This is a genomic window from Kitasatospora sp. HPM-01-4, assembly GCF_051374625.1.
Lineage (GTDB): Bacteria > Actinomycetota > Actinomycetes > Streptomycetales > Streptomycetaceae > Kitasatospora.
Genome location: NZ_JBPQGP010000005.1, coordinates 6,865,989 through 6,884,235 on the forward strand (window position 1 = coordinate 6,865,989; position 18,247 = coordinate 6,884,235).

An 18,247-nucleotide genomic window follows, 5' to 3' on the forward strand; every position below is an offset into this window, starting at 1 on the left:
GACTTGGCGCTGCCGGGGTGCCCGGCTCCGCACCTCATCGGTATGACCTGAAGACGGAACGTCAGCCGTTCGTCTGCTCCGCCGCACTGCGCTCGACGCAGAACTCGTTGCCCTCGGGATCATGCAGCGTTACCCAACCGGTTCCGTCAGGCCTTCGGTGGTCTCCCTGAAGCGTTGCGCCGAGCGAGAGCAGGCGCTCGACCTCCTCGTCCCGGGTGCGGTCCTGGGGTTGAAGATCCAGATGCACACGGTTTTTGACCGACTTGCGGTCATCGACCCTGATGAACAGCAAGCTGGCCGCTTCAGCCGTGACCAAGGCTTCTGGATCTCCCGGGTTGTCGTCATCGGCGAGTGAGCCGTCGAGGGCCTGGGCCCAGAAGCCCGCAAGAGTATAGGGATCGGTGCAGTCAACAGTGACATGGCGGAGCAAGGAACTCATGCCCGCAAGCTGATCATGAACGCCTCCTGCCGTCCATAGGCGGTCGCCCCGTCAGCCACCCCACCAGGCTCTGAGTTTGCGGCGGGCGCATAGGCCCGCGACGAAGCCCCGCCCGCCTCGACCAGCAGCATGCGACTCAACTTGGCCCCCGAGACGGTGTCCGAGCTGGTGCCCACAGCCGCGTAGCGGCCCCCACACCCGGCCGGCCGAGGCTCTTCGCGCCCGCAGACGGCCCCGGGCGCGTGCCTGCTGCATTGGTGTGAAGCCTGCGGGCAGTCGAGTGAGGAAGCGGCTGGCTTGTTTCATGTCGCCTGGGTTGGCCAGCTATTCCTTCGGTCATGACCAACACCAAGAAGTACCTGTCTGCCGCTGGCCTTGCTGCCGCGCTGGCTATCGTCGCCGCAGGCCCCGCTGTCGCAGGTGGCTCAGGCTGGCACGAGCACGACGGTCACGACCACTTCCCGCCCGCCGACTGCCTCAACATCGGTAACGCCTACGCCAAGGGTTTCGCCGTCGGATCGCCGGGTGTGCTGTCCGGCAACAACATCCAGATCCCCGTCAACGCCTTGATCAACATCTGCGGGAACACCATCGATGTGGTCGGCGTGGGTAACCCGGCCATCGGCGGTGGCGGCAACGGCTGATAGACGTTGCGGCGGGTGCCGCCAGTCGGGCTGATGGGGGTCCTCCGCCTCCGCAGCCACTGATGACGTGGCTCGAACCCGGCCGGGCATGGGCGGCCGGGTTCGGCCGGCGGACCACAACGGGCCCCGTACCTACCTCCCTCTGTGGGGGTCGGTGCGGGGGCTTTTTGCGTTCGTGCTGCTCAGTGTTCGGGTGAGTTACGCCTCCGGCGGCACGCTGTAGCGACTCAGCCCGTCGTCAGCTGTGGACTTGTCCAGTAGGCGCAGGTCCCAAGGTGCGGCAGCGGCGCCCGATCGGAAGACCGGACGCCGCTGCCGCTCACCTTCAGGCCGGTGAGGTGACCGTCCGGCCGAGATGCCGGGCGAAGAACCGAGCCGCGCTGTCGGCCTCGAACCTCGGCATGTCGAAGTGCTTGCCCGCGTTGGCGTGCAGCGTCTTCTCCTTCGAGGCGAAGGCGTCGAACAGTGCGAGGCTGGCCTCGCGCGGGATGCGCTCGTTGTCCCACTGCATGGCGAACTCGACCGGGACGGTGATCTGCTTCGCCTTCTCGACCAGGGCATCCGGCCAGTGCATGCCGAAGACCGCGGCCGTGATCCTGGGCTCGACCGCCACCAGCGGCAGCCCGATCGCGGTGCCCAGGCCGATGCCGACGTAGCCCACCGGCCCATCGGTGCCGATCTCCGGAAGTTCCTGAAGGGCGTCCAGAGTCGCCTGCCACTCGGGCACGGCGACCTCCGCCAGGCGGGCGTTGTAGCGGACGACGATCGGCCCTTCCGGCTCGCCCGCCGCCTGCGCCTTGCGCAGCTCGGCGATGTCCTGCTCGTCGTGCTCGGTGCGCGGCCGGTCGCCGTGACCGGGCGCGTCGATGACGGCGACATGGAAGCCGCAGCCGGTCAGAAGGCGGGCGCGGCCCGCCATCGCCGGATGCTTCTTGTGCTGGCCGCCGCCGTGGCCCATCAGGACCAGGGGCGCGCGGTCGGTGCCGGAGGCCGGCGACCAGAGAACGCCGGGGATGTCGCCCACGGTGAAGTCGCGCTCGACCATGCCGTTAGACGACGACTCGGCGGTGAACTGCAGAGAGTGCACAGGTGTTGCCTTTCGGGAGTGCCTTGTTGTCGAGGCGCTCCCGGCGACACCTACGTCAGTCGCCGGCCGTGATGGAAAGGGGGAGCACCCACGTCGATACAGCGTTCATGGGTCTCACCTCCTCGGGCGGCGTCACGGTCGACTGCAAGTTACAAGCCCGAGCGTCATCCCGTCCAATCCGCTTCCCCGCCGCGTGATCACGACTCCGGACAGGACTCGGTCAGCGCGGTCCTCGGATGCTGTCGATGATGCGGGTCCAGTTGTCGGTGCCGTGTCCGTTCTCGATCGCGCGCCGGTAGTGGGCCTGCACGGCCAGGGGGAGCGCGAGGTCGAGGCCGAGTGACGTGCTGGTCTCGACGATGTGGTCGGAGGTCGCGCCCATCATGGTGACCGTGCTGAGGTGGCCGGGATGCTCTCCGGCGTCAAGCGCGGTGCCGGGGTTCTCCTCAACTGCCCTCAGGATGTCGCCGGTCGAGTCGGCGGCGGAGAGCAGCTCCGGCAGCGCTTCCCCGGCCTTCATTCCTGCGGTACCCAGCATCGCGGTGGCGTGCATCAGTCCGGACAGGGTGGTGAGGAAGACGGCGAGTTGGGCCTGGTACATCATCTGGGCGAGGCCCGGGTCCTCGCCCAGGTACTTCGGTGTTCCGAGCGGGGTCAACGCCGACAGGTGGCTCTCCATCACTTGCTCGCGGCCGCTGTAGTAGACGTAGGCGGCCTCCGTGCCGACCATCGGCGCGGGGACCATGACGCCTCCGGTGAGGAAGGCGGCGTCGTGGCCCGCAGCCCAGGAGGCTGCCTCGCGTGAGCGGTCGGGAGTGTCAGAGCTCAGGTTGACCAGCGTCCGGCCGGCGAGCGATGCGGTGGCGCTGTCGAGGATGTCGTACATCGCCTGGTAGTCGGTGAGGCTGAGGATCACGAGGTCACTCGCTTCGACCGCTTCGCCGGGTGTCGTCGCGAGCGTCGCTCCGTCGGTGACGACGCCTTCGGCCCGACCGGCGGTGCGGTTCCAGACGGTGACCTGGTGGCCGGCGGTGAGGAGGGTGCGGGTCATCGCCTGGCCCATCGGGCCGAGCCCGATCACGGTGACAGCGCTGTTCTGCCTGGTGGTGTGGTTCTGTGGTTCGTTCACCCCTCCATGCTCGGAGAGCGTCACTATTCTCGGAAGTACCCACTATTTTCTGGGGTACTTACCTTTTCGTAAGGGGGATCAGTGATGGCCAAGGCACCGAGGCGCGGGCCTTACATCTGCGGCATCGACGCCGCGCTCGACGTGGTGAGCGGCAAGTGGAAGGGGCTGATCCTCTGGGAGCTCGATACCCACGGCGTACGCCGCTTCGCCGAGCTCCGTCGTGCTCTGCCGGGCGTGAGCGAGAAGATGCTGACGCAGCATCTGCGTGAGATGGAGGAGGACGGTCTCGTACACCGAGAGGTCTATGCGGAGGTGCCGCCGCGGGTCGAGTACTCCCTGACCGAGCACGGGCGCACGCTTGATCAAGCGCTCAGGCCGCTCGGCGCCTGGGGGACTGAGCGGGTGCGTCGCGAAGGCTTCGAAGTCGTCGACGTGGCCGAGCCCTCACGCGGGTAGGCATCCCGGCCCACCGGCCCCGTGAGTGCGCGTCACCCCTGAGGGACCCGTTCCGCCGAGCGCAGCGCCCCGGGCATGGCCAACCCGAGGGGGAGCAGGTCGACACGCAAGGGGACGGGGCCGTGCGGGAACGCCGCACTTGAAGTTGCCGCAGCGTCAACGCCTACCGTCGGGAACGTGGCCGGGACGACCGGCCGAGAGGACGGACGGTGAAAGGGGACGGGTGATGGCCTGGCCGATCGCGGAGGTCGCCCGGATGTCGGGGGTGACGGCTCGGACGCTGCGGCACTACGACCAGATCGGACTGCTGCGGCCCGCGTGGGTCGGTGACAACGGACACCGTTACTACGAGGAGGGCCAGTTGCTGCGGCTTCAGCAGATCCTGCTGCTGCGGGAGCTGGGCCTCGGGCTCAACGGGATCGCCGGGATCCTCAGCCGGCAGGTGGACGAGTTGGAGTCGCTGCGCGCGCACCACCAGCGGCTGGTCGAGGAGCGCAAGCGCCTCGACACCCTCGCCCGGACCGTCGCCCGCACCATCGCCGAACTCCAGACGACACGGAAGGACGGCACCATGCCGAGCATCAACCGCCCTGAGAACCTGTTCGAGGGCTTCGCCACCGAGCGGATCGGCTCCGAGCTGCGCGAGGACTTCCCGGAGTGGGCCGAGGAGGCCGAACGGCTGGCCGCCACCACCACCATGGCCGAGGCCGAGCGGGGCCAGCGGGAGCGGACCGCGACGATGGTCCGGATCGCCGAGTTCATGGCGGCCGGGAGGCCCGTGACCGACCCTGCGGTCCAGGCCGAGATCGACGGCCAGTACCGGACGCTCGCCGAGGTCCGACCGGTGAGCGCGGATGAGTTCCGCGCGATGGGTCGCAGCGTCGTGGACAACGACCAGTGGCGCTCCGCCTACGAGACGATCGCCACCGGCCTGGCGGAGTACCAGCGCGACGCGATCCTCGCCTACGCGGACACCCGCCTCGCCTGACCCGGATGGGCGGAGCCGGCGGACCAGGCGCCGTCCGTCGGCTCCGGCTGCCACCGTCGTCGCGGTGCTCACGGTCTTCGCGTCAATGACCTTACAGATAGCGGCTGTTGACGGAGGAGTGGTGAACCGAGCTGTCGCCGGTCCGGGCTCAGGCCGTGCGGGTGGCGAGGACGAGGTAGCGCTCGGCGGTGTCGGTGTAGGAGGTGAGGTGCCAGCCCGAAGCGGCGAGCAGCGGGCGGAGGTTGGGCTCGGCGCGCAGGTCGTCGGGGGTGATCTGGCGGCCCTGGCGGGCGGCGAGAGCGGCGCGGCCGACCGGGTGGAAGAGGGCGAGCGTGCCGCCGGGGCGGGTGACGCGGGCGAGTTCGCGCAGATCGGTGGGCGGGTCGGGCAGATGTGAGATCAGGCCGGCACCGAAGACGGCGTCCAACGCGCCGTCGCGCAGCGGGAGATGGCAGACGTCGCCGTTGACGAGTGCGGCCTCGGCGCGGTGGGCGAGGGCCTGCTGGAGCATCTCGGGGGTCAGGTCCAGTCCGAGTACGGTGCCCTGCGGGCCGACGGCGGCCCGCAGAAGGGGGAGCGCCCGGCCGGTGCCGCAGCCCGCGTCGAGTACCGAGTCGCCCGGCTTCAGGCCCAGCAGGGCGATGGCGGCGGCGTAGCGCGGACCGTCGTCGGGGAAGCGGCGGTCCCAGTCGGCGGCGCGCACGGCGAAGAACTCCCGGGCGTGTTCCCGTTCGGCCCGTTCATCGCGCGCGTTCGGCGAGGCCGGTGTGGCCGGTGTGGTCTGCACGGCCGGTGCGGCCGGTGTGGTCTGCACGGTCGGTGCGGCCGGTGTGGTCTGCACGGTCGGTGCGGCCGACGGGCGTTTCGACTGCTCGGTTCGGTGGGGCATCTGCGGTTCCTCGCACTCAGGGCTCCGGGGTCTCCCGGCCGCAGCGTACGTGACCTCGGGTGCGGCCCGGTCGTTGGGGGAGGTGAGAGGGCCTCACCCACGCGGGTGAAGTTCCGGGTGGCGGGCGGATCGGGCGGATCGAGTGAGTAAAGTTAGGCTTACCTAACCTGACCTCGGGGAGCCTCCCTTGACCCTGACCGCCCATACCGCCGGGCCGACCGCCCACGCCACCGGGCCCGTGGCCGGTGACGGGATCCTGCGCCGCCAGCGCATCCGCGAGTCGGCCGCCCGCACGTACGCGCGCTCGTTCCCCATCGTGCCGGTGCGCGCCCACGGTATGACCGTCGAGGGCGCGGACGGGCGGCGCTATCTCGACTGCCTCTCCGGAGCGGGCACTCTCGCACTGGGCCACAACCACCCGGTCGTGCTGGAGGCGATCCGCCGCACCCTGGACAGCGGCGCCCCGCTGCACCTGCTCGACCTGGCCGCCTCCGAGAAGGACGACTTCACCACCGCCCTGTTCGAGAGTCTGCCGCGCGAGTTCGCCGAGCAGGCGAGGGTGCACTTCTGCGGTCCCGCCGGGACGGACGCGGTCGAGGCCTCGCTCAAGCTGATGCAGACCGCCACCGGGCGGCGCGGTGCGCTCGCCTTCACCGGGGCGTACCACGGCATGACGGCGGGCGCGCTGGCGGTCACCGGCAACGTCGGCGTCAAGTCCCCGCTGCCCAGCGGGGGAGAGGTCACCAGGCTGCCGTACCCGTACGCCTACCGCTGCCCGTTCGGGCTCGGCGAGCGCGGCGCGCGGCTGGGGGCGACCTACATCGAGCGGCTGCTGGACGATCCCGCCGGGGGAGTGCTGCCGCCCGCCGCGATGATCCTGGAGGCGGTGCAGGGCGAGGGCGGGGTGGTGCCGGCCCCCGACGAGTGGCTGCGCGAGATGCGGCGGATCACGGCGGAACGCGGCATCCCGTTGATCGTGGACGAGGTGCAGACCGGGGTCGGCCGGACCGGGGCGATGTGGGCGGTCGAGCACAGCGGCATCGTGCCGGACGCGATGGTGCTCTCCAAGGCGATCGGCGGCAGTCTGCCGCTCGCGGTCGTCGTCTACCGTGAGCAGTACGACAGTTGGCGCCCCGGCGCGCACACCGGCACCTTCCGGGGCAACACCCTCGCGATGGCCGCCGGAGCCGCGACCCTGCGCTTCGTGGCCGCCAACGGGCTGGTCGAGCGGGCGGCGGTGGTGGGAGCCCGGATCACGGAGCGGCTGCGCGGGCTGCGCGGCCGGCTGCCGGTGATCGGGGACGTCCGGGGCCGGGGGCTGATGCTCGGCATCGAACTCGTCGACCCGAGCGGCGAGGCGGACTCCTGCGGCGCCTGTCCGGCCGACCCCCGGCTGGCCGTGCGGGTCCGCGCCGCCTGCCTCCAGCGGGGCCTGATCGTGGAACTCGGCGGGCGCCACGACGCGGTACTGCGCCTGCTGCCGCCGCTGACCATCACCGACGAACAGGTCGAGGCGGTACTCGACCGGCTCGCCGACGCGATCGAGGCCGCCGCGAGCGACCCCGCCGGCGGTGCCGGTCCGGGCAGCGAGGGGCACCGTGGCGAGGGCTCGGAATGAGGCTCTCCGATTGCCGGGTGCCGCTCTCGGGCGGGGTGCACGGGCCGGCGGCCCTGCGGGAAATGGTCGAACTGACGCTCACCGCCCTGGAGTCGGGCGCCGCACGCCGTGGCGGGCCGGTGCCGGCCGGTGGGCCGAGGGCGCTCGGGCAGCATTTCGAGGCGGTCCTGCGGTACGTCAGGGACGGTGTGGAGAAGGGCGAGGAGACCGACCGGGACGCCCTGCCCCGGCTGGCCGAACTGCTCGCGTACGGCAGCGCCGACCCGGCCGATCCGTCCTGCGCCGCGCACCTGCACGGCCCTCCGCTGGCCGTCGCGGTCGCCGCCGATCTCGCGGTCTCCGTCCTCAACCCCTCGCTGGACTCCTGGGACCAGGCGCCCGTCGGCACCACCCTGGAGACCGCGCTGCTCGCCGAACTCGCCGAGCTGGTCGGCTACCGGCCGGACCACTCCGCCGGGGTGCTCACCACCGGGGGCACCGAGTCCAACCTGATGGGCCTGATGCTGGCGCGTGACCAGGCGCTGGGCGCCGGCGTGGAGCTGGACGGTCTGCCCGCGGGCGTACGCCCCAGGATCTTCGCCTCCGAGGCGGCGCACTTCTCCGTTCAGCGCGCCGCCGCCCTGCTCGGCCTCGGGGAGCGGGCGGTGACCGCCGTCCCCGTCGACCGCGAACTGCGGATGGACCCTGACCGCCTCGCCGCCGCACTGGCCGAGGCGGTGGCCGACGGGGCGAGGCCGATCGCCGTCGTCGCCACCGCCGGGACCACCGACACCGGCGCGATCGACCCGCTGCACCCCATCGCCGACCTGGCCGCCCGGTACGGCAGCTGGCTGCACGTGGACGCGGCGTACGGCGGCGGCGCCCTGCTCTCGGACCGCCTCGCCCCCCTGCTGGAGGGCATCGCCCGGGCCGACTCCATCGCGCTGGACTGGCACAAGCTGGGCTGGCAGCCCGCCGCCGCCGGGGTCTTCCTGGTCCGCCGGGCGCAGACCTACGCCTCGCTCGCCAGGCGCGCCGTCTACCTCAACCCCGCCGACGACGAGCAGGCCGGCTACCCGAGCCTGCTCGGCCGCTCGCTGCGCACCACCCGCAGGGCCGACGCCTTCAAGATCGCCGTCACCCTGCGGACCTTCGGCCGCCACGGCCTCGGTCGACTTGTCGATACATGCCACGAACTGGCGCACTCCGCCGCCGCGATGGTCCGCGCCGAACCGGCCCTGGACCTGTACTGCGAGCCGATCCTCAGCACCGTGGTCTTCCGCTACCGCCCCGCCGCGTGGAGCCCGGACGCCGCGGACCGCGTCAACGCCGGACTGCGCCGCCTGCTGCTCCGTGAGGGCCGGGCCGTGGTGGGCCGGACCGAACTGCCCGGCACCGGCCCCGGGAGGGTGCGGCTGAAGCTGACCCTGCTCAACCCGAACACCTCGGTGGCCGACATCGCGGCGCTGCTCGACGCGGTGGTCCGGGCCGGGCGGGAGGTGGACGGCTGACACCCGGACGGGCCGGGTGCCGGCAGCGCCGGACCGGGTGTCAGCGGCGGTGCGGCGGAGCCCGATCGGCCGCTCCGGCCGGATCCGGCCGAACGTCGTTCGTGCGGGACGGCGAACCGTGGGAGCCGCCGGTGCGCGCGCGTACCCCGTGGCTCCGGCGCTCGGCGGCGCACCGTCCGTTCGGTCGCGCGCGCCCGCCGGGTCAGCGGCCCAGGAGTATGTCCCGGGTGTGCTCCCAGACCGCGGGGTCGGAGGCGACCAGCAGGCCGTCCTCGCCACCGGGCGGGTCAGGGGAGTACGGGGAGCCGTCCAGCCGGGCGGAGACGCCGCCGGACTCGGTGATCAGGAGCGAGCCGGGGGCGTGGTCCCAGGGCAGCGTGCGCCAGTACAGGATGAACTCCTGCTCGCCCTCGGCGATCAGCGGGTACTCCATGCCGGCCGAGCGCAGGCCCTCGGAAGTCCGGCCGAAGACACGGGCGTTGGCCTGCATCCGGTGGTGCTGCCCCGGGTCGAGGTAGCGGCTCTTGAGTGTGCCGCGCCACTTCTCGGGGGCGTCGTCGGCGGGGCGGCGGACCAGCCGGTGCCCGTCCCGCCAGGCACCCGAGCCGAGTTCGGCGCTGTAGGCGGTCCTGCTGATCGGCTGCCAGATCCATGCGGCGACGGTCTGCCCGGAGCGGACCAGCGAGGCCATCACGGCGAAGTCGGGGCGGCCCGCGACGAAGTTGGAGGTCCCGTCCACCGGGTCGACCAGCCAGACCGCCGGTTCCTCGACCAGGGCTTTGGCCAGCGACGGGTCGGCGGCCACCGCCTCCTCGCCGACCACCGGGACGGGGAGCAGTTCGCGCAGCCGCCTGGAGATGATCACCTCGGCCTCGCGGTCGGCGACGGTCACCAGGTCCCCGGGGGCCTTCTCCATGACCTCGCCGTCGGCCAGTGCCCGGAAACGGGGCTCGACCGCCTCGGCCGACGCCTCGGCGAGGATCTCCGCCACCTTCTCCATCAGCACTCGCGCGCTCCCTTCCACTGCTACCACTCTCGCACGTCCGTGCGATCAGGGTTCGCGTCGGGCCCGGTAGGGGAGTTCGGACGACGGCGGGAAGCGCCTCCGGGCAGTGGCCGCGGTTCGGCGGGCAGGTCGCCGTGGAGCCCCGGGCAGTGCGGGGCCGGGCCGGGGAAAGGCCGCCGACGCTCCGCCCGGGGCCGCGAGCGGCGGTGGGGCCTCAGCCGTCCCGGCGCTCGCCCCGGTCCTCGTCCCGGCAGTCGCCCCGGCTCAGCAGGGCGTCGTACTCGGCGTGCGCCCGCCGGTCCATGGCCAGGGTGAACTGGGCGTCCGCGACCGTGCGGGCCAGTGGGCGGATCCGGCGGATCTGCTCGGTCAGCCGGACGGCCTCGCCGGGCGGCAGGTCCTCGACGTGGTTGAGGGCGCCGAGCAGTTCGTCCCTGATCAGTGCGGTGAAGACCTCGGCGACGGCGTCCGCGTAGTCCTGCGCCTTGCGGCTGGCCGCGAGCACGGCGGAGAGCGGCACGCCCTCGGCGACCAGGGAGACGGTGGCGTCCATCAGGCGGCGGCTGATGTGGGTGATGCCGTCCTTCCGGACGGTGATGTACCCCTGGGCGACGGACTCGGCGGTGTTGGCCTCGGTCAGCTGGTCGCCGAAGGCATCGGCGAGGTCCGCCCAGCTGAGGTGGACCGGGGACTCGTCCGACCAGGGCTCGGTGATGGCGGCCCGCAGCCCGATCAGCTCGGCCACGTCCCGGCCGCTCTCGCCCGCGCCGATCAACTCGGTGATGCCGCCGAGGGTGTGCCCGCGCTCCAGCAGTTCGGCGATCATGCGCAGCCGGGCCAGGTGCTCCTCGCCGTACCAGGCGATCCGGCCCTGCTTGCGCGGCGGCGGCAGCAGCTTGCGCTCGCGGTAGAAGCGCAGGGTGCGCGGGGTGATACCGGCGGCCTCGGCGAGTTCCTCGACCCGGTACTCGCGCGGGGCGCCGCTGCCTGTGCTCTCGATCTCCGCCACGCGGCTCAGCATAGGGCGGCGGTGCCGGAATTCGGTGCGGCCCGTCGTCTTCCAAGAACCGCCGGTACGGACTACCCTGCCAATCGTGCCAGTGATTACTGGCGCGATGGTGCAAGCAACCGCGGTCGCGGATCCGGACGCCTCATCAGCCCGGTCGATGACTCCGCGCCCATCCAGCACTCCCGTCGCCCGACAGCACCAGGAGGCCGCCGCATGGCATCCAGTTCCCAGCGCAGCAAGCAGCCGTCCGCGCCCGACGACCCGCTCGCCGCCCCGCACGTCCGGGTCGCCGTGATCGGCTCCGGCTTCGGCGGGCTAGGCGCCGGAGTGCGCCTGCGACGGGCCGGGATCACCGACTTCGTCATCCTGGAGCGGGCCGGCTCGGTCGGCGGCACCTGGCGGGACAACAGCTACCCGGGCTGCGCCTGCGACGTCCCCTCGCACCTGTACTCCTTCTCCTTCGCGCCCAACCCCGGCTGGCCGCGCAGCTTTTCGCACCAGCCGGACATCCGCGCCTACCTGGAGAAGGTCACCGACGTCTTCGGCCTCCGCCCGCACCTGCGGTTCCACGCCGAGGTCACCGAGCTGCGCTGGGAGCGGGAGCACACCCGCTGGCGGGTCACCACCGGCGCGGGCAGCTGGACCGCCGACGCCGTGGTGTCCGCCACGGGACCGCTGGCCGACCCCACGACGCCGGACCTGCCCGGGCTCTGTGACTTCCCCGGACGGGTCTTCCACTCCTCGCGCTGGGACCACGACTACGACCTGGCGGGCAAGCGGGTCGCGGTCATCGGCACCGGAGCCTCGGCCGCCCAGATCATCCCCGAAATCCAGCCCGTGGTAGCCGAGTTGACGGTCTTCCAGCGCACGCCCGCCTGGGTCCTGCCGCGTGCCGACCGGGAGATCTCGGCGCTGGAGAAGTGGCTGCACGGCAGGGTCCCGTCCACCGGCCTGCTGCGCCGGGCCTCGGTCTTCGCGATGCGCGAACTCCAGGTCGGTGCCTTCGTCCGCCGACCCGAAATGCTCCGCCTCGTCCAGCGGATGGCCGAGCGCAACCTCCAACGAGGCGTCGCGGACCCGCGGTTGCGGGCCAGGCTGACCCCGGACTACCGGATCGGCTGCAAGCGCATCCTGCTCAGCAACACCTACTACCCGGCGCTCGCCGCCCCCAACTCCCACGTGATCGGCTCCGGTCTGGCCGAGGTGCGCGGCTCCACCCTGATCGCGGCCGACGGCACCGAGGCAGAGGTGGACGCGATCGTCTTCGGCACCGGGTTCCACGTCACCGATCTCCCCATCGCCGAGCGGGTGTTCGGGGCCGAGGGGCACAGTCTGGCCGAGGAGTGGAAGGGTGGGATGGAGGCGCTGCGCGGCTCCACCGTGCACGGGTTCCCCAATCTCTTCCTGGTGATAGGGCCCAACACCGGCCTCGGCAACAGCTCGATGATCCTGCAGATCGAGTCCCAGCTGAACTACGTCGTCGACGCGCTGCAGACCCTGGAGGCGGTCGGCGCCACCGCGATGCAGCCCACCGCGCGGGCGCAGCGGCACTGGAACCTGGAGGTCCAGCACCGGATGCGGCGCACCGTCTGGAGCACCGGCGGCTGCCGCAGCTGGTACACCGACTCCACCGGCCGCAACACCACCCTCTGGCCGGGCAGTACCAGCGAGTTCCGGCGCGCCACCCGCCGGGTCGACCTGGCCGAGTACGAGCTCCTCAAGCGCACCGCGCCCGTGGCCAAGGAGGTCGCCGCGTGAAGCCCGTCCGTACCAGCCGAAGCCGCCGGGCCGGCCGCAACCGCATGGCCGCCGCCGACTGCGCGCTGCCCGCGCCCGCCGAGGAGTACCGGATCCGCTCCGCCGACGGCCACTGGATCCATGCCGAGGCGTACGGCCCCGAGGGTGCGCCGATGGTGGTCCTGGTCCACGGCTGGACCTGCTCGACCGCCTTCTGGGCCCCGGTGATCCACCAACTCACCGGCGAGTTCCGGGTGGTGGCGTACGACCAGCGCGGCCACGGCCGCAGCGACATCCCGCCGACCGCCGCCGGCTACTCCACGGTCAAGCTCGCCGACGACCTGGAGGCGGTCCTCACCCGGCTGGTCCCGGCCGGGGAACGGGCGGTGCTGGCCGGGCACAGCATGGGCGGAATGACCGTCATGGCCGCCGCCGACCGGGCCGAGGTGGCCGTCAGGACCGCCGCCGCCGTCCTGGTCAGCACCGGTCCGAGCGACCTGCTGGCCGAGGCGAACGTCCTCCCCGCAGGCGTGCGGCCGCCCGCGCTCCGGCGCTTCCTGCACCGCGGGATCCTGAACTCCAGGCTGCCGTTGGGCCCGGTGAGCACCGTCAGCAAGGCGCTGTTCAAGTACGGCCTGATGGGCCCGGCCACCCCGCCCGGCCGGGTCGAGGCGGTAGCCCGGGTGGTGCACGCCTGCCCGACCGGTGCCCGCTACCAATGGGGCCGGGTGCTGGGCGAGTTGGACGTCCGGCCGCAGCTCGCCCGGCTGGCCGCGCCCACCGCCGTGGTCGTCGGCACCCGCGACCGGCTGACCCCGCCCGTGCACGCCCGCCGGATCGTGGCCGCACTGCCCGACCCGCAGGGGCTGCTGGAACTCCCCGGCGTCGGCCACATGGCCCCCGTGGAGCGGCCGGCCGAGGTCGCCGCGGAGATCCGGCGGGCCGTCAGCCTCCGTACCGCCGAAGCCAGGAGTGTGACCGCATGAGCACGACACCGCCGCTCGCCGCACAGGTCGTGGTGGTCACCGGGGCCGCGCGCGGGGTCGGTGCGCTACTGGCGCGCAAGCTGGCCCAGCACGGGGCCGAGGTGGCCCTGGTCGGCCTGGAGCCCGAGGAGTTGAAGGCGGTCGCCGCCCAGTGCGGCCCCGCCGCCAGCTTCTGGGAGGCGGACGTCACCGACCTGGAGGCGCTGAGCACCGCGGCCCGGCGGATCCAGGAGCGCCACGGCCGGATCGACACCGTGGTGGCCAACGCCGGTATCGCCATCGGCGGACCGCTCCGGGACAGCGACCCGCGGGCCTTCGACCGGGTCATCGAGGTCAACCTGCTCGGCAGCGTGGCCACCGCGCGCGCCTTCCTGCCCGCGCTGGCGGAGAGCGGCGGCTACCTGCTGCAGATCGCCTCGCTGGCCGCGCTCACCCCGGCGCCGCTGATGGCCGCGTACTGCGCCAGCAAGGCGGGCGTCGAGGCCTTCGCCCACTCGCTGCGCGCCGAGGTCGCCCACCAGGGCGTCAAGGTCGGTGTCGGCTACCTGAGCTGGACCGACACCGACATGGTGCGCGGTGCCGACCAGGACACCGTGCTGGCCCAGATGCGTGCCCGGCTGCCCTGGCCGGCCAACAAGACCTACCCGCTCGACCCGGCGGTGGACCGGCTGCTCGCCGGAATCGCCCGCCGCTCCCCGCATGTGTACGCCCAGGCCTGGCTGCGCGGCATGCAGGCGGTCCGCGGGGTGCTGCCCGGCCTGATCGCCACCGTCGGCGCCCGCGACATCGCCCGCCTGGCCCCGCAGTTGAAGGCGACCGCCGCCTCCCGGCTGCGCGCGGTCGGCGCGGGCGGCGCCGCCGACACGGCCACGCGCGGCGCCACCGTCGAGTAGCGGCGGAGTGCGGGGCTCCGCCGGTCGACGGAGCCCCGCGCCCCGAGCTGTCGCACGGTGCACACCAGCCAGTACGGTCTGCACATGACGACTGCCCTCATCACCGGCGCCACCGCCGGCATCGGCGCGGCCTTCGCCCGCCGCCTCGCCAAGGACGGCCGCGACCTGGTCCTGGTCGCCCGCGACACCCCACGGCTGCAGGCCGCGGCCGCCGACCTCGGCGAGCGCTACGGCGTCCAGGTGGAGACCCTGACCGCCGACCTGGCCACCGAGGAGGGGATCGCCGCCGTCGAGGAGCGGCTGCGCGACGCCGAGCGGCCGGTCGGCATCCTGGTCAACAACGCCGGGTTCGGCAACAAGGGCGCCTTCCTCGACGTGCCGCTGCAGGCCGAGCTGGACATGGTCAAGGTGCATATCGAGGCCGTGCTGCGGCTGACCATGGCCGCCGTCCCGGGCATGAAGGAGCGCGGCTTCGGCGGGATCGTCAACGTCGCCTCGGTCGCGGCCTTCGTGCCGCGCGGCACCTACGGGGCGAGCAAGGCCTGGATGGTCAACTTCACCCAGGGCATCGCCCGTGACCTCGGCGGCACTGGGGTCCGCCTGGTGGCCCTCTGCCCCGGCTTCACCAGGACCGAGTTCCACCAGCGCGCCGGCATGGGCACCGGCAACATCCCCGCCTGGGCCTGGCTCTCCGCCGACCGCGTGGTGGACGAGGCGCTGCGCGACCTGGCGCGCGGGCGGAGCCTGTCGGTCCCGAGCATGCGCTACAAGGCGGCCGTGGCACTCAGCCGGGTACTGCCCGCGGGCAGGCTCGGCGGCGTCTCCTCCAGGGCGGCCAGGACGTACGGCCCCAGGTAGCCGCCGGGGCTCCTGGGAGGACACGGGAATAGGATCAGCCTCATTATTAGCTTTGCTAACTATGAGCTTTTCTCTATACGCTGCCGCCATGTCCGTTCCCGTGTCCCCAGGAGGCCGCCCTTGAAGCCCGACAGACTCGACTGGACCCCGCCACCGCGCGCCGAGGGCGAACCCAAGCCCCCCGCCGAGGTGCGCCGGATCCTGGCCCTGTTCCGCCCCTACGCGGGCCGCCTGGCCCTGGTCGGCCTGCTGGTCGGCGCCTCCGCCGTGGTCTCGGTGGCCACCCCGTTCCTGCTCCGCGCGGTGCTGGACACCGCCATCCCCCGGGGACGCACCGGGCTGCTCAGCCTGCTGGTGCTCGGCATGATCGCCGCGGCCGTGGTCAACAGCATCTTCAACGTGCTGCAGACGCTGATCTCCACCAGGGTCGGCCAGCATGTGATGCACGACCTCCGCACCTCCGTCTACAGCCATCTGCAGCGGATGTCGCTGGCCTTCTTCACCCGGACCCGCACCGGCGAGGTGCAGTCCAGGATCGCCAACGACATCGGCGGCATGCAGTCCACCGTCACCTCCACCGCGACCTCACTGGTCTCCAACCTCACCAGCGTGGTGGCCACCGTGGTCGCGATGGTCGCGCTGGACTGGCGGCTGACCGTGGTCTCCCTGCTGCTGCTCCCGCTATTCGTCTGGATCAGCCGCCGGGTCGGCAACGAGCGCAAGCGGATCACCGGTGAGCGGCAGAAGCAGCTCGCGCTGATGAGCTCGGCCGTCCAGGAGTCGCTCTCTGTCAGCGGGGTGCTGCTCGGCCGCACCATGGGCCGCTCCGACTCGCTCTCCAGGGAGTTCACCGACCAGTCCGCCGAACTGGCCGAGCTGGAGGTGCGCTCCAGCATGGCCGGGCGCTGGCGGATGTCCACCATCGGGATCGTGATGGCCGCGATGCCGGCCGTCATCTACTGGGCCGCCGGCCTGGCCAGCGCCGCGGGCGCGCCCATCGTCTCGATCGGCACCCTGGTCGCCTTCGTCTCGCTGCAGCAGGGCCTGCTCCGGCCGACCGTGAGCCTGCTCTCCACCGGCGTGGACGTGCAGACCTCGCTGGCACTGTTCCAGCGGATCTTCGAGTACCTGGACCTGCCGGTGGAGATCCGGGAGCCCGCACACCCCGTCCGGCCGGACGAGGTGCGGGGCGACGTCGGTTTCGAGGACGTCGAGTTCCGCTACCACCCCGAGCAGGCGCGGCCCACCCTGGCCGGGATCGACCTCAAGGTGCCCGCGGGCAGCTCACTCGCGCTGGTCGGCGAGACCGGCTCGGGCAAGACCTCGCTCAGCTACCTGGTGCCCAGGCTCTACGACGTCACCGGCGGCCGGGTCACCCTCGACGGCACCGACGTCCGCGAACTCTCCTTCGCGACCCTGGCCGAGGCCATCGGCGTGGTCTCCCAGGAGACCTACCTCTTCCACGCCTCGGTCGCCGACAACCTGCGCTTCGCCAAACCGGACGCCACCGACGCCGAACTGGTCGCCGCCGCGGAGGCGGCCCAGATCCACCACATGATCGCCGCCCTCCCCGAGGGGTACGACACCGTGGTCGGTGAGCGCGGCTACCGCTTCTCCGGCGGCGAGAAGCAGCGCCTGGCCATCGCCCGCACCATCCTGCGCAACCCGCCCGTCCTGATCCTGGACGAGGCCACCAGCGCGCTGGACAACCAGACCGAACGCGCCGTCCAGCAGGCCATCGACGCCCTCGCCGTCGGCCGGACCACCATCACCATCGCGCACCGGCTCTCCACCGTCCGCCACGCCGACCAGATCGCCGTCCTCGACGGCGGCCGGATCGCCGAGCTGGGCACCCACGAGCAACTGCTCGCCCTGGGCGGCCGCTACGCGGCACTGCTGCGCCGCGAGCAGCCGGTGCCGGTCCGACACCTCGACGGTGCGCCGGCGGATGTTCTCGCGGCGGACGTCCTCGCGGCGGGCGGTCCGGCGGCCGGTCTCCCGACGGCCGGTCTCCCGGCGGCCGGCAGTCCGGTGGCCGGCATCCCGGCGGCGAACGGAGCTACGGTGAAAGGGAGTTCGGTGAACGGAAACCCGCCGGACCCTCAGGCCGCCGCTTCCGGCCGCTCGTTGTAGGTGTCGGCCAGCTCCTGGCCGGAGAGCTCGTGGATCGCCGCCATCACCTCGTCGGTGACCTGGCGGCGCGCCCTGGCGTTGCGGGCCTGGCCGTGCAGCTCGGAGAAGTCCAGCGGCTTGCCGAAACGGACCGTCACCTTGCGCAGCCGGGGGATCCGCTTGCCGACCGGCAGGATGTCCGCCGGGCCCTCCAGGGCCACCGGCACCACGGGCACACCGGCCGTCAGCGCCAGCCAGGCCACACCGGTCTTGCCCTTGTAGAGCCGACCGTCCAGCGAGCGGGTGCCCTCGGGGTAGATGCCGAACGCCTTGCCCTGCTGGAGGATGCCCAGTGCCTGCTCCAGCGAGGCGGCCGCCGAGCGGTAGGTGCCGCGCTCGACCGGCACCGCGTTGATGACGCTGGTGAAGAAGCCCCGGGAGAGCGCGCCCTTGAGGCCGGTGCCGGTGAAGTACTCGGCCTTGGCCAGGAAGTAGACCTGACGAGGTGCGGTCAGCGGGATGACCACGCTGTCGATGAAGGACAGGTGGTTGCTGGCCAGGATCACCCCACCCTTGCGCGGCACGTGCTCCAGCCCCTCGATGACGGGGCGGTAGAGCGCCTTCGCCACGGGCTTGAGCACGAGCTTGGTGATGAGGTTGAGCATGGGCCCTCCCTGGCCGACCGACATCCCCGGACTCGTGACTGGGCCGAGGTCAGACGGCAGATTACGTCATGAACCCCGTCGGCCGTCCACTATGCCGGTCCGTCGGCCACTGCGATCCGCATCACGCGCTGCGTATGGTTGTACGCAAAACCGATGATCAGGGGGGGATGACTTCGCGTCGGCACCCCGCCCGCGCCGAGCCCGGGGGGCCCGTTCAGGTGAGACCGCGAGTCGTCAGAGC

17 protein-coding genes are annotated in these 18,247 nt (G+C 72.2%); 10 read left to right on the forward strand and 7 right to left on the reverse strand.

Annotated elements, in window-relative coordinates:
• Window positions 1-61 precede the first annotated feature (61 nt).
• Window positions 62-439, reverse strand: a complete 378-nt coding sequence (locus tag ACSMTC_RS30095; RefSeq protein ID WP_436562873.1) for a VOC family protein — start codon at window positions 437-439, stop codon at window positions 62-64.
• Window positions 440-777: 338 nt separating this feature from the next.
• Here ACSMTC_RS30095 and ACSMTC_RS30100 point away from each other — a divergent pair, with 338 nt between their 5' ends.
• A complete protein-coding gene (locus tag ACSMTC_RS30100) occupies window positions 778-1,083 on the forward strand; it encodes a chaplin (RefSeq protein WP_436562874.1) in 306 nt (101 codons plus the stop codon).
• Window positions 1,084-1,408: 325 nt separating this feature from the next.
• Here ACSMTC_RS30100 and ACSMTC_RS30105 read toward each other — a convergent pair whose 3' ends face one another.
• Together ACSMTC_RS30105 and ACSMTC_RS30110 are read right to left on the reverse strand one after the other, a co-directional pair.
• The gene (locus tag ACSMTC_RS30105) at window positions 1,409-2,170 is read right to left on the reverse strand and encodes an alpha/beta hydrolase family protein (RefSeq protein WP_436562875.1); all 762 of its coding nucleotides are present in this window, start codon (window positions 2,168-2,170) and stop codon (window positions 1,409-1,411) included.
• A 220-nt stretch (window positions 2,171-2,390) separates the two neighbouring features.
• The gene (locus ACSMTC_RS30110) at window positions 2,391-3,299 is read right to left on the reverse strand and encodes an NAD(P)-dependent oxidoreductase (protein WP_436562876.1); all 909 of its coding nucleotides are present in this window, start codon (window positions 3,297-3,299) and stop codon (window positions 2,391-2,393) included.
• Window positions 3,300-3,383: 84 nt separating this feature from the next.
• On the opposite strand from ACSMTC_RS30110, the gene ACSMTC_RS30115 reads away from it, so the two are divergent.
• A complete protein-coding gene (locus ACSMTC_RS30115; protein ID WP_436562877.1) occupies window positions 3,384-3,755 on the forward strand; it encodes a winged helix-turn-helix transcriptional regulator in 372 nt (123 codons plus the stop codon).
• Between the two features lie 226 nt (window positions 3,756-3,981).
• Complete coding sequence (locus tag ACSMTC_RS30120; protein ID WP_436562878.1) at window positions 3,982-4,743, forward strand: MerR family transcriptional regulator; 762 nt, start codon at window positions 3,982-3,984, stop codon at window positions 4,741-4,743.
• 148 nt (window positions 4,744-4,891) lie between these two features.
• Here the strand turns inward: ACSMTC_RS30120 and ACSMTC_RS30125 are convergent, their stop codons facing one another.
• On the reverse strand, window positions 4,892-5,632 hold the full coding sequence (locus tag ACSMTC_RS30125; protein ID WP_436562879.1) for a class I SAM-dependent methyltransferase: 741 nt from the start codon (window positions 5,630-5,632) through the stop codon (window positions 4,892-4,894).
• 187 nt (window positions 5,633-5,819) lie between these two features.
• Between ACSMTC_RS30125 and ACSMTC_RS30130 the strand changes: the two genes are divergently transcribed.
• Together ACSMTC_RS30130 and ACSMTC_RS30135 are read left to right on the forward strand one after the other, a co-directional pair.
• Window positions 5,820-7,250: a diaminobutyrate--2-oxoglutarate transaminase family protein gene (locus tag ACSMTC_RS30130; RefSeq protein ID WP_436562880.1), complete on the forward strand. Its 1,431-nt coding sequence runs from the start codon at window positions 5,820-5,822 to the stop codon at window positions 7,248-7,250.
• Window positions 7,247-8,740, forward strand: coding sequence for a pyridoxal phosphate-dependent decarboxylase family protein (locus ACSMTC_RS30135; RefSeq protein WP_436562881.1), 1,494 nt, complete (start codon window positions 7,247-7,249; stop codon window positions 8,738-8,740). Before ACSMTC_RS30130 ends, ACSMTC_RS30135 begins: the two co-directional genes overlap by 4 nt.
• 202 nt (window positions 8,741-8,942) lie before the next feature.
• Here the strand turns inward: ACSMTC_RS30135 and ACSMTC_RS30140 are convergent, their stop codons facing one another.
• The gene (locus tag ACSMTC_RS30140; protein WP_436564851.1) at window positions 8,943-9,740 is read right to left on the reverse strand and encodes an inositol monophosphatase family protein; all 798 of its coding nucleotides are present in this window, start codon (window positions 9,738-9,740) and stop codon (window positions 8,943-8,945) included.
• Window positions 9,741-9,960: 220 nt separating this feature from the next.
• Window positions 9,961-10,755 (reverse strand): MerR family transcriptional regulator, encoded by a 795-nt coding sequence (locus ACSMTC_RS30145; protein WP_436562882.1) that lies wholly within the window; start codon window positions 10,753-10,755, stop codon window positions 9,961-9,963.
• A 213-nt stretch (window positions 10,756-10,968) separates the two neighbouring features.
• Here ACSMTC_RS30145 and ACSMTC_RS30150 point away from each other — a divergent pair, with 213 nt between their 5' ends.
• The 5 genes from ACSMTC_RS30150 (at window position 10,969) to ACSMTC_RS30170 (ending at window position 17,362) form a co-directional block, all read left to right on the forward strand.
• Window positions 10,969-12,513 (forward strand): flavin-containing monooxygenase, encoded by a 1,545-nt coding sequence (locus ACSMTC_RS30150; RefSeq protein WP_436562883.1) that lies wholly within the window; start codon window positions 10,969-10,971, stop codon window positions 12,511-12,513.
• 44 nt (window positions 12,514-12,557) lie between these two features.
• Window positions 12,558-13,478, forward strand: coding sequence for an alpha/beta fold hydrolase (locus ACSMTC_RS30155; RefSeq protein WP_436564852.1), 921 nt, complete (start codon window positions 12,558-12,560; stop codon window positions 13,476-13,478).
• A complete protein-coding gene (locus ACSMTC_RS30160; RefSeq protein WP_436562884.1) occupies window positions 13,475-14,371 on the forward strand; it encodes an SDR family oxidoreductase in 897 nt (298 codons plus the stop codon). Before ACSMTC_RS30155 ends, ACSMTC_RS30160 begins: the two co-directional genes overlap by 4 nt.
• Before the next feature lie 84 nt (window positions 14,372-14,455).
• Window positions 14,456-15,229: an SDR family NAD(P)-dependent oxidoreductase gene (locus tag ACSMTC_RS30165; protein ID WP_436562885.1), complete on the forward strand. Its 774-nt coding sequence runs from the start codon at window positions 14,456-14,458 to the stop codon at window positions 15,227-15,229.
• A gap of 120 nt (window positions 15,230-15,349) precedes the next feature.
• Entirely contained in the window at window positions 15,350-17,362 is a 2,013-nt protein-coding gene (locus tag ACSMTC_RS30170; RefSeq protein WP_436562886.1) for an ABC transporter ATP-binding protein, read from the forward strand.
• On the opposite strand, the gene ACSMTC_RS30175 is transcribed toward ACSMTC_RS30170, so the two are convergent.
• Window positions 17,332-18,006 carry a lysophospholipid acyltransferase family protein gene (locus ACSMTC_RS30175; protein WP_436562887.1) on the reverse strand — a complete coding sequence of 225 codons (675 nt, stop codon included), beginning with the start codon at window positions 18,004-18,006 and terminating at the stop codon, window positions 17,332-17,334. The genes ACSMTC_RS30170 and ACSMTC_RS30175 overlap by 31 nt on opposite strands.
• Window positions 18,007-18,247: the final 241 nt, after the last annotated feature.

What these genes read in the sequence shown, in the direction of transcription:
- ACSMTC_RS30165 (WP_436562885.1), top strand. Translation starts at nt 14,456, where the DNA reads ATGACGACTGCCCTCATCACCGGCGCCACCGCCGGCATCGGCGCGGCC.
- ACSMTC_RS30125 (WP_436562879.1), bottom strand. Translation starts at nt 5,632, where the DNA reads ATGCCCCACCGAACCGAGCAGTCGAAACGCCCGTCGGCCGCACCGACC.
- ACSMTC_RS30120 (WP_436562878.1), top strand. Translation starts at nt 3,982, where the DNA reads ATGGCCTGGCCGATCGCGGAGGTCGCCCGGATGTCGGGGGTGACGGCT.
- ACSMTC_RS30115 (WP_436562877.1), top strand. Translation starts at nt 3,384, where the DNA reads ATGGCCAAGGCACCGAGGCGCGGGCCTTACATCTGCGGCATCGACGCC.
- ACSMTC_RS30150 (WP_436562883.1), top strand. Translation starts at nt 10,969, where the DNA reads ATGGCATCCAGTTCCCAGCGCAGCAAGCAGCCGTCCGCGCCCGACGAC.
- ACSMTC_RS30175 (WP_436562887.1), bottom strand. Translation starts at nt 18,006, where the DNA reads ATGCTCAACCTCATCACCAAGCTCGTGCTCAAGCCCGTGGCGAAGGCG.
- ACSMTC_RS30160 (WP_436562884.1), top strand. Translation starts at nt 13,475, where the DNA reads ATGAGCACGACACCGCCGCTCGCCGCACAGGTCGTGGTGGTCACCGGG.
- ACSMTC_RS30100 (WP_436562874.1), top strand. Translation starts at nt 778, where the DNA reads ATGACCAACACCAAGAAGTACCTGTCTGCCGCTGGCCTTGCTGCCGCG.
- ACSMTC_RS30155 (WP_436564852.1), top strand. Translation starts at nt 12,558, where the DNA reads ATGGCCGCCGCCGACTGCGCGCTGCCCGCGCCCGCCGAGGAGTACCGG.
- ACSMTC_RS30095 (WP_436562873.1), bottom strand. Translation starts at nt 439, where the DNA reads ATGAGTTCCTTGCTCCGCCATGTCACTGTTGACTGCACCGATCCCTAT.
- ACSMTC_RS30140 (WP_436564851.1), bottom strand. Translation starts at nt 9,740, where the DNA reads ATGGAGAAGGTGGCGGAGATCCTCGCCGAGGCGTCGGCCGAGGCGGTC.
- ACSMTC_RS30135 (WP_436562881.1), top strand. Translation starts at nt 7,247, where the DNA reads ATGAGGCTCTCCGATTGCCGGGTGCCGCTCTCGGGCGGGGTGCACGGG.